Source organism: Microbacterium sp. ZW CA_36 (assembly GCF_044987475.1).
In the GTDB taxonomy this organism is placed as follows: domain Bacteria; phylum Actinomycetota; class Actinomycetes; order Actinomycetales; family Microbacteriaceae; genus Microbacterium.
On record NZ_JBJDRL010000047.1, the window covers coordinates 21,211 to 31,628 of the forward strand.

Sequence of the window (10,418 nt, forward strand, 5' to 3'; positions counted from 1 at the left end):
CACATGTCAACGCCGACAGCCGCACTGGCTACGTTCTTCGACGCCGCCGACTTCACAGGATCGCGACACGCGCATCCTCTCATCGACGCTCTCACCACACAGGACACGCCGCCTCGCGTGCTCATCTCGGGCAACGCCGGATCGGGCAAGTCGACGATCCTGCGCGGCGCGCAGCGATTCCTCACCCGCAACCGTGTGCCGCTGCACCTGCTCGGGCCTGACACCGACGTGACGGGCGTTCCCGCCGCCAGCGTGCTGCTCGTCGACGATCTGCATCTGCTGCCGCCGGCGCAGATCGAGGGCCTCATCGCGCGGGCCGCGGATCCGGACACCGCGCTCGTCGTGACGAGCAGGCCGTGGCCGAGCTCCCACGAGCTGGCGAGCATCGCACGACACCTGGAGCGCAGCCGCCCGGCGGTCGTCCTCGGACACGTGACGCGCTCGGACGTCCTGGACTACCTCGCGGGAACCGGCCGCGACATCCCGGCGCCGTGCCTGGATCACATCCTCGAGATCACCGGCGGCGTCTCATGGCTCGTGTCGGCGGCGCTGTCGGCACACGACGAGAGGGACTGCGCCGACGACATCGACCACTCAGCGCTCGGTCGCGTGCTCGAGCAGAGCGTCGCACACCGCCTCGGGGTGGTCGACACGGACGTGAGGCGAGCGGTCGAAGCGGTCAGCGTGGCGGCGGCGGAGGCGAATCCGCTCGACTCCGAGCTGCGGGGCGAGTCGGACGGGATCCTCGTCCAGGCATACGCCGACGGCCTGCTCCTGCGCAACGGACGTCCGGTGCCCGTCGTGCGCGCCGCCGTCCGCGCAACCCTTCCCACGCGCCGGCTCGTCGAACTGCTGACGACCCACCCCGGGGGTGTCGACCCGGCTGCCCAGCACGGAACCGACTGGCTGTCGGACGTGTCCGACCCTCGTCTGGTGGCTGCGCTCGTCGAACGCGGGGACCAGTTGCTCGACGCGGATCCGGTGCGCGCCGGCAGCTTCTACCGCGCCGCCGCCGAGGCGGGGACATCGTCCGCCGACCTGCATGCGAAGCGGGCGCAGGTGGCCTGGGCGACCGGAGACGTCGACGGCGCCGCGCACCTCATCGATGAGGCCATGGCGTCCGGCGAGCGCGACGCCGCGGTGGACGCCCGGCTCGCCGATGTCGCCGCGGCGACCTGGTCGATGCGGGGGATGCTGCAGACCGGGTGCACCGTCTACGACGTGCTCCCTCCCGCGTCGGCCGAGGCATCCGCTCGCGAGTACATCACCCGGATCGGCGTCGGGGATCCTTGCGCGCAGGATGACGAGGGCAAGACGGCGACGGCCGCGCTCGCGGCGCCCTCGACCCTCACCGTTGCGATGAAGCTCGTCCATCGAGGTCTGCGTGCATCGCTGCGGGCAGACCAGGCCGACACCGCGCTCGCCGACCTCGTTCGCGGATCCCACCTGTACACCGCGTCCCGGTCCTCGGCACCCATGCCGGAGCTTCCCGCCGTGATCGCCGCGGTCGCCGCGATCAGCTCCGGCGACCTCTCGACTGCGCGATCCGTCATCGACGCGGCGATCGAGGGTCACACGGGAACACCGTGGATGCTCTCCCGGCTGCTGCTGTGGCGCGCGTGGATCGCACTCGGTCTCGCCCAGGGCGGGAAGGCGCGCGAGGACCTCGACGCCGCCCTCGCCCTCGCACCGACGCCGGTGCCGCGGGACGACCTGCTGGCGCACGCCATCCGCGTCGGCCTCGCGCGACGGTACGAGGATGCCGCAGGCCTCGCCGAAGCTTGGGAGTCCGGGCGCGACAGCCTGCTGGACGCCGACGTCGACCTCTACACTCTGCTGCCGGTCGCGGAACTCGTGACCGCCGCTGCGCGCGTCGGTGACGAGTCGGCGACGCAGCCGCTGTTCGTGCAGGCCCTGCACATCGTGGAGTCGCTGGGTTCGCCGCCGCTCTGGGCCGCGCACCTGCGGTGGGCCGGCATTCAGCGCGGGATCCTGCTGGACCACCCCGACTACCTCGGCCCGCACGCGCACGCGCTCGTCGACGCCGCGCCCGGCAGCCGCGTCGCGGCGACGATGGCCACCGCCGGGCGCCTCTGGACGTCGGTGCTCGCCGGGACGGTGGACGCCGACGCCGTCGAAGCCTCGGCCCAGGGACTCGGCGCCATCGGACTGAGGTGGGACGCCGCACGTCTCGCGCGACACGGCGCCAACCGCTCGGACGACCGGAAGGTCTCGGCCCGCCTGCTCGCGTGCGCGCGCGAACTGCACCCGCAGGAGACCCGCACGACCGATGCATCGGCGGAGAGCTCCCCGGCATCGCGCGCGAGCGCGGCCGCCGGACTCAGTGAGCGCGAGACGGATGTCGCACGCCTGGTCGTGCAGGGCAAGACGTACGCCGAGATCGGCGAGACGATCTTCATCTCGCCACGCACGGCCGAGCATCACATCGCGAGCATCCGGCGCCGACTCGGAGCGACGTCGCGCTCGGATCTGATCGCCAAACTGCGTGTCGCGCTGAGCCCGAGCGGCCCTTCCGCGGACGGGGACACCTGATGCCCTCGCCTGCCCGCGCAGATCCCCGTGCCGTCCCCCATCCGCATCGGGGAAACCCCCGATTCACCGAACACACCAACCACCTACTCTCGAGAATGAGCCTCGAAGTGACAGGAGCCGAGACATGACAACACCGCTCGCAACAATCGCCGATGCACTGATCGAGTTCATCCTCAGTCTGCTCAATGACCCCGCGGCAGCCGCGGAGTTCGAGGAGGACCCGCAGGGCACGCTCGCCCGCAACGGGCTCAGTGACGCCTGCGTCGACGACGTCCGGGCCGTCGCGCCGGTCATCGTGGACCGCCCCGACGTGTATCCGAAGCCGGCGGGACCGCCGGCCCCTCCCGGACCTCCGAAGCCGACGACCGTGGAGAAGGAGATCACGAACATCACCCAGTCCTTCTCGATCGACAACCGGGCGACCATCGTCGACCAGTCGGTCAACCAGAACATCTGGGCGGACGGCGACGTCAACCAGATCTTCGACCAGGAGGCTGTGGTCAACAGCGGCGACAACGGCGCCGCCGCCGGCGAGGACGCCACCGTCGACAACTCGAACGACACGACGACCGTCGGCGATGTCAGCATCGGCAACGAGGACACGACGACGAACATCGACGGCTCGTTCAACGACGGTTCGACCAACACCGAGACCGACATCGAGGTCGGCGTCGAAGACTCCGTCAACGACAACTCCACGGATGTGGCGGTCGACGTCGAGGTGGAGGAGTCGTTCAACGACACCACCACGACCGAGACGGCGACCGACGTCGACGTGTCGAACGAGGGCAACTACGAGTCCGACGACGCGACGGCCATCTCCATCGACGAGACCTACATCGAGCCGGAGTCCGAGGAGGAGTTCTGAGGCCCGACGTGACAGATCCGGAAGACGACGACGACCGCTCGCGCGCCTTGGCACACCCAAGGCGCGCGAGCGCGCGCCCGAAGCCTCAGCCGCCGAGCTTCGGAGATACGGCGCCGCCGACCGGCACGGCGATCGGTCGCGTGCCGGTGGCGAAGGTTCCCGCCTCCGAGGTGGTGGCCCCGCAGCCGAGCCCCTCACGCGACCGGACTCCGCCACCTCCACCTCCGCCGCGAGAGCGGCGTGAAGCGCCGGAGCGTCCGCCGACGGCGAGCCCGAACGTCGCGCCCGTTCTGACGAAGCGTCCGCCGCCGTTCACGGTGCGCCTCAGTCAGCTCCTGTGGGTGCTCAGCCTTCTCGCCGGTGGCGTCGCGGTCGTCTACCTCTTCGTGATCCGCGAAGACCAGGTGCCGCTCATCACGGAGGTCGTGAAGGGCGTCGCGGAGGGGCGCAGCGAGGAGACGTACACGGCTGCCGCCGACATCCTCTTCTGGTCCGTCTTCGCCGTGGCGGTCACCCTGCTGCTGATCCAGATCGTGCTGCTCGTGTCGTTCTCGAACCGAAAGCCGAATGCCCGGTGGTGGCAGCTCGCGACGGTGGTGGGACAGATCGGGCTCTTCCTGCTGTCGTCCGAATTCTTCGCCACGGGTGAGCACGGCCCCGTGCTTCGCCAGGTGCTCTTCGCACAGTGGTCGCTAGCCCTCCTCGCGCTCCTCTTCAGCTCGTTCCGGGGCGCGCTGCAATGGACCGCCCGCAAGTACGACGTCCGTCGGGCCGGGGGCGGCGAGGGCGACTTCTGACGCCACCTCCTCGAGGCTGCGGATCACCTGACGCGCCACCTCGACCGTCGCCCGCTCCGCGATCGGAGACGCGCTGAGTCTTCGCCACCGCGCCAGCAGCTCCTCGACCTTGTCGCGCAGCTCTTGCTGCGTCGCCGAATCGGGAAGCCCGAGGCGGGCCGATGCGGACGGGCCCTCACCTCCGATGATCCGCTCCGCCTCAGTGGCGTCGGACCGGCTCAACGGCAGATCGGACGATCGTGCGCGGGCCAGGAGCGACAGCTCGCGCAGCGTGTGCGCGGAGGCGTAGATCCGCTCCACTCCCCCGACGATCGTCTCGGTGCCGGGCCGCGGGCTGTCGCGCAGGAGCGTCTGGAGAGCGTCGAGCACGCCCCGCACTTTGAGCGCCGCCGCTCGCGTACGGAACTGCAGCCGGATGAACTGCTGGAGCTCGTTGAGCCCGCTCTGCTGCACGAGCTGCTCCGACAGCTGTGTGGAGTCGGTGGCGCCGGTGCGGATGAGAGCGCTGGCGAGACGCACGCCGAAGATGCCGAAGCGGCTCAGGAGCTGACGGCGAACCTCCTCGCTCAGCGACGTGGAATCGGCGGGTCGCACGAACCGATCGGCAGAGACCATGAGCGCCTCTCGTGCCTTGCGCTCGAGGGAGGCGAGCTCCTGGAATGAGGTGAACTCGTCCTCGCGCATCGTCCGTGCGCTCTCGGCGAGCAGTCCGGCGACCGGGACCACTCCGAGCGACAGCGCCGCGAGCTCGCCGTCCTTCTCGTAGCGCCGTGCGACCTTGCCGGCCGACAGCAGGGAGTCGATGCGGCCGGCGCCGATCTCGTCGGCGCGCGACAGCACGGCCACGGCGTTGACCGTCTGTGAAGCTCCTGCGGCGGTGTCGCGGAAAGACTCCAGGAACTTGAGGTCGGACGCGTGCATATGGCGCATGAGGTACACGATCGCGTCGGCCGACGACGGCTCGGTCTCGGGAACGAGGAAGTCGGTGGAGCGCGCCGAGACGTCCTTCGAGAGCGATGCGATGCCCGGCGTGTCGATGAGGATGAGATTGCGCAGCCCGGTCGACGGCCACCCCACATCGATCCACGCCGTCTCGTCCGGCGAGATGTCTCCGAGCTCGAGGACGAGGCGGCCCTCCTCGCGATGGATCGGCATGCGCCGCGGCGGCCCGTCGTGGGGGTGGAGCGTGATGGTGGGCGTCGCCGAGTACCGGTACCACGTGACCACCCGGGTGCACTCGCCGGCGTCGGTCGGCGCGAGCCGCTCGCCCAGCATCGCGTTCAGGAGTGTGGACTTCCCGGCCTTCACCATCCCCGCGATGGCCAGACGCAGCGGCTCCCGGAGCCGCCGATCCAGGTCGGACAGCACGTCCATGGCCGCGGGGTCGTCGATATAGAGCTCCGATGCGGCGCGGATGAGGGCGGCCGTATCGTCTTGGGTGGTGGTCCTCACCGCTTCGCCGCCTCCACGGCCCGCGCCGGGGGCAGGGCGGGGATCTTGGCCCGGAGTGCCTCGAGCTGCTGCACCTGGGCGTTCAGCTCCTTCACCCGCTTCTCGCTCTCTCCGGCATAGGTGCCGGCCGCCTGCTTGGCGGCGAGCATCGCATCCGACAACGAACGGTGGATCTCGTCGGCCATGCTGCCGAAGTGGTCGCGCGCCGCCCGCTGGACGAGCCGCAGGCGGTCTTTCAGCTGCTTGCCCACCTGGAACTGCACCTCATCGAGGTACTTGCGGACGAGGGACTTCGCCTCGAACCGCCGGCGGGACAGCCGCGAGCTCATGTCTTCGCGATACGCCCGGCGGCCGACGAGCACGCCGGCGAGGAGCGAGAGCGGGTTGATGAGGGTCAGGCCGATGAGGCCGGTCGCGAGGCCCACCATGAGCACGCCGCCATACGAGCCGCGGACGCCGATGAAGATCTTCTCGGCTGCGCCCATCTGACGATGGCCGAGGTCGGACAGACCCTCGACCGGGTCCAGCACGCCCTCGGTGTCGCCCACGTCGATGAGCGGGAGGCCGGCCTCACCTTCGCTGAACAGCTCGGCGACCTCTTCCGACAGCCACCGTGAGCGCTCGTCGGTCCACACGAACGTCTCCGAGACTGCCGCCGACACCCGCTGGTCGAGCCATTCGGTGATCTGGTCCCAGATGGGGCCGGGGTCGCCCTCGTCGATCGCATCCTCGGCCTCGCGCTGCACCTTGCGGAGCCGGTCACGGAGGTCGTGCTCCATGTCGGAGATGAGGTCGGCGACGCCGTCGTTCAGGGTGATCTGCCATTTGGAGGAGCGACCGCGGAACTCGTCGGCGCGCGCCTTCGCATCTTCGAGCTGCGCGATGAGCCTCGGGGTGTTCTCCGGGTGGAGGATCGCCTCGAGCTCGGAGGTGAGCGACATCTTCAGCTGCTCGACCACCGACACCAGATCGTGCACGGCGCTGCGCGCGTGGATGATCTCCGCGCGGCCGAGCACCTCCTGCCGAAGGTGCGCCACGAGCGCGGGGAATCCGGACTCGCTGTTGAGCTCGCGGTCCTGCTCCTCGGCGGCGATGAGGCGCAGATCGCTGGAGACCGCGAAGATCGGGACGTCCCCGAGGTCGCCGAGATGCGCGCGATCGATGCGCTCGATGTCGCGCCACTGGGGATACATGTCGGTCTTGGCGAGCACGGCGGCCACGTTCGGCGACACGCGCATGGCGTGCTTGAGGAACTGCACCTCGGGCTCGGTGTACTCCTGCGAGGCATCGGACACCAGCAGGACGGCATGCGCAGATGACAGCGCCGCCAGAGTGGCGAGGGCGTTCGTCGAGTCGAGCCCTCCGACACCGGGTGAGTCCACCAGTCGCAGTCCGCCCTTCAGCAGCTCGCGGGGGAGCACGACCTCGGCGGCGACGACTCTGCGCTCATTGGCGGGGTTGCCGCGCTCCGACACGAACTGTGCGATGTCTTCCAGCGCGATCTGCTGACGGACCGGCGCCTCGGACTCATTCGCGGACTGCAGGGTCACCCATGCATCGGGGGTCGCGGCATAGCCGACCGAGGTCGGCACGCTCGTTGCGACGTCGTCGTCGACGGGGCACACCGGGGCGTTCACGAGGGCGTTGATGAGCTTGCTCTTGCCCTGCTTGAACTCGCCGACGACGATGACCCGCACGTTGGGGTCCTGCAGTCGTTCGTGGGTGTTCTCCAGACGCCGCGCCAGGTCCGCGCGCCCCGTCGATGAGGCGAGCTGACCGACGTTGTCGACGATCGTGACGAGCGCCTTGCTCGTCGAACGCTCCACCGCGGACGGCGCCGCCGGCTCGGCATCCTCCCGGCTCGGCTTCTTGACGGCTACAGCTTCAGACACCTGTGTCCCCCTCGACGCATCTCCCCCGCATCACGCTACGGCATCGGAGCGACCTCGGGGGCTGCGGACCGGGCGATCGATCCGCATCGTAAATTGGTCTTGCCCGGCCGCCTCTTCAGAGGCGACCGGGCAAGGCTTGAGAGGGATCAGAGATCGATGAGGTCGTCGCCTGCGACGTCCCCACCCGGGCTGAAGAAGTTGCCGCTGTTCTCCCATTCGAAGTCGTTCTCGACCTCGGTGTTGAACTCCTCGTTGAAGGCGTCCTCGATCTCGACCTCGACGTTGGTGTGGTCGGAGTAGTCGTTGAACGAGTCGTCGATCTCGACCTCGAACTCGTTCCACTCGTTGGTCGAGTTGTCCTGGAAGGAGTCGCTGATGTGCGTCTCGATCCAGGTGTTGCCGATCGAGATGTCGCCGACCTCGGTGTTGGTCCACGAGTTGTCGACGGTCGCGTCGTCGCCGGCAGCAGCGCCGTTGTCGCCCGAGTTGGCGACGGCCTCCTGGTCGAAGTCCTGCTCGACGTCGCCGTCGACGAAGCCGAAGGACTGGTTGACCGACTGGTCGACGACCTGAGCACGGTTGTCGAGCTCGAGGCTCAGTGCACCGGCAGCACCAGCCGCCGCGGCAGCAGCGCCGCCACCCAGAACGCCGCCGATGTTGAGGTCGCCGCCGACACCGGTGTTGTACTGGCGCACACCCACGGTGACCGAGTCGTCGTTCAGCGTGGTCTCGTTGAACGAGTCCGTGTAGCTGTTGTAGGCGTCCTCGATGTCGCGGTTGTCGTCCGTCGAGTTGTCCGAGTTGTCGTTGAACGAGTCCTCGATCTCGACGTCGACCTCGAGCTCGTTCTCGACCGAGTTGTCCGAGTTGTCCGAGTTGTCCGAGTTGTCCGAGTTGTCCGAGTTGTCCGACTGGTTGCCCACGCCGACAGCGGCGTTGTTGGTCGAGTTGTCGGAGTTGTCCGAGTTGTCGGAGTTGTCGGAGTTGTCCGAGTTGTCCGAGTTGTCGGTGTTGCCCGAGAAGTTGCCGTTGCCGGAGTCGTCGATGTCGGTGGCGTCGCCACCCACGTTGTCGGAGAAGTTGCCGTTGCCGGAGTCCTCGACGTCGACGTCGGTGTTGCCGATCTCGTTGTCGGAAGCGATGTCGTTGCCGACGGCGCTGTCCACGATGTTGTCGTCGTTGCCGACCGCGCTGTTGACGTTGTTGTCCTCGACATCGACGTCCGTGTCGTTGCCGACCACGTTTCCGTCGTTGCCGACAACGTTGTCCTCGACCTCGACGTCGGTGTTCCCGACCTCGTTGTTGGAGAGGACGTCTTCGATGTTCGTCTGAACACCCAGCACGTTGGTGTTGTCGTCAGCCATGATTGATCCTTTTCTCGCTGAGCCAGGGTGGCGGTGTATGAAGAGTCTCTTCCCGGGCGGTCGCGGCCACATCCGGAGGTTCCCCGCACTTCCCCCCTGCGTGGAGGGGGATCCGGTGGGGGTTTCGGGGATGCAGCCCGGGGTACCCCCGTAGGCTCGGCAGGTGGAACTCTCCGAATTCGAGGCGCTCCTGACGCCCGAGGGGCTCCGGCTGCTCGACGCCATGCCGCCGGTCGACTCGTCCGACGATGTCGCGCGGGCGGTGACGCGGCTCCGTCGCGACGGTCACTCCCCCGACCTCGTGTCGGCGGTCGTCGGGCAGGCACGGCTGCGCACGCGCGCGCGGCCGAAGTTCGGCGAACTGGCCGAGCGGATGCTGTTCACGCGCGCAGGGCTCGAGCAGGCCACCCGCCTGCCGATCGCGGCCCGCCACGCGGCGCGCTTCCGGGATGCCGGCTTCGCCCATGTCGCCGACCTCGGCTGCGGCATCGGCGGGGACGCGCTCGGTCTCGCCGGCCTCGGCCTGCGCGTCACGGCGGTCGACGCCGACGAGATCACTGCGGGGATCGCCGCCTACAACCTGGCCCCGTTCGGCGCCGACGTCGAGGTGCGCCACGGCACCGCGGAGGAGGCGGATCTCGAGGGCGTCGACGCCGCGTGGCTCGATCCCGCGCGCCGCACCGCCGGTCACGCCGAGACCACACGCACCCGTCCCGAGGACTGGTCGCCGTCGCTCGACTGGGTCTTCGGCCTCGCGCGACGCATGCCCGTCGGCGTCAAGCTCGGGCCCGGCCTCGATCGTGAGGTCATCCCCGACGACGTCGAGGCGCAGTGGGTGAGCGCCGACGGCTCCACCGTCGAGCTCGTGCTGTGGTCCGGCGCGCTCGCGCGCGAGGGCGTGCGGCGAGCGGCGCTCGTCATCCGCAACGACAGGGCGCATGAGCTGACGGCGGAGACGGATGCCGCCGACGAGCCCGCTCGCGAGCTCGGCGCCTACGTGCACGAGCCCGACGGCGCGGTCATCCGCGCACGGCTCATCGGCGACGTCGCCCGCAGCCTCGAGGCGGGCATGCTCGACGAGCACATCGCCTACCTCACGTCGGACGCCGCCCTCACCTCGCCCTTCGTGTCGACCTTCCGCGTGCGCGAGGTGCTGCCGGCGGAGGTGAAGGCGCTCGGCAAGGCCCTCCGCGAGCGTGACATCGGGCGCCTGGAGATCAAGAAGCGCGGAGTGGATGTCGATCCCGCGGCGCTGCGCACCCGCCTGAAGCTCCGCGGATCGGCGTCGGCCACGCTGCTGCTCACGCGGATCGGCAACAAGCGCACCGCGATCCTCGCCGACCGCGTCTGACCGCTGCCTCGGGATGCCGCGCTCACCCTCCTGATACCGGGTTCACTTGCGCTGAATGTACGGCCGGGGCCGTACTTTCCGTACGTTCAGCGCAAGTGAACAGACGGGGAGGGCCGGCAGGTGGGCGCGCGGTGCGGGAGG

7 protein-coding genes are annotated in these 10,418 nt (G+C 69.3%); 4 read left to right on the forward strand and 3 right to left on the reverse strand.

Going from position 1 to position 10,418, the window contains the following annotated elements; translation table 11 throughout:
* The first annotated feature begins 3 nt into the window (after positions 1 to 3).
* The 3 genes from ACI3KX_RS16515 (at position 4) to ACI3KX_RS16525 (ending at position 4,218) form a co-directional block, all read left to right on the forward strand.
* Positions 4 to 2,553, forward strand: coding sequence for a LuxR C-terminal-related transcriptional regulator (locus tag ACI3KX_RS16515; protein ID WP_404910396.1), 2,550 nt, complete (start codon positions 4 to 6; stop codon positions 2,551 to 2,553).
* 124 nt (positions 2,554 to 2,677) lie between these two features.
* Positions 2,678 to 3,421 (forward strand): IniB N-terminal domain-containing protein, encoded by a 744-nt coding sequence (locus ACI3KX_RS16520; protein ID WP_363358222.1) that lies wholly within the window; start codon positions 2,678 to 2,680, stop codon positions 3,419 to 3,421.
* 341 nt (positions 3,422 to 3,762) lie between these two features.
* Positions 3,763 to 4,218 carry a hypothetical protein gene (locus tag ACI3KX_RS16525; protein WP_404910397.1) on the forward strand — a complete coding sequence of 152 codons (456 nt, stop codon included), beginning with the start codon at positions 3,763 to 3,765 and terminating at the stop codon, positions 4,216 to 4,218.
* Here the strand turns inward: ACI3KX_RS16525 and ACI3KX_RS16530 are convergent.
* From ACI3KX_RS16530 to ACI3KX_RS16540, 3 genes are all read right to left on the reverse strand, one after another.
* Complete coding sequence (locus ACI3KX_RS16530) at positions 4,114 to 5,670, reverse strand: dynamin family protein (RefSeq protein ID WP_363358224.1); 1,557 nt, start codon at positions 5,668 to 5,670, stop codon at positions 4,114 to 4,116. The two genes, ACI3KX_RS16525 and ACI3KX_RS16530, sit on opposite strands and share 105 nt — an antisense overlap.
* The gene (locus ACI3KX_RS16535) at positions 5,667 to 7,562 is read right to left on the reverse strand and encodes a dynamin family protein (RefSeq protein ID WP_404910398.1); all 1,896 of its coding nucleotides are present in this window, start codon (positions 7,560 to 7,562) and stop codon (positions 5,667 to 5,669) included. Before ACI3KX_RS16535 ends, ACI3KX_RS16530 begins: the two co-directional genes overlap by 4 nt.
* A gap of 146 nt (positions 7,563 to 7,708) precedes the next feature.
* Positions 7,709 to 8,926, reverse strand: coding sequence for a hypothetical protein (locus ACI3KX_RS16540; RefSeq protein ID WP_404910399.1), 1,218 nt, complete (start codon positions 8,924 to 8,926; stop codon positions 7,709 to 7,711).
* A gap of 223 nt (positions 8,927 to 9,149) precedes the next feature.
* Between ACI3KX_RS16540 and ACI3KX_RS16545 the strand changes: the two genes are divergently transcribed.
* On the forward strand, positions 9,150 to 10,277 hold the full coding sequence (locus tag ACI3KX_RS16545; RefSeq protein ID WP_404910401.1) for a THUMP-like domain-containing protein: 1,128 nt from the start codon (positions 9,150 to 9,152) through the stop codon (positions 10,275 to 10,277).
* Positions 10,278 to 10,418: the final 141 nt, after the last annotated feature.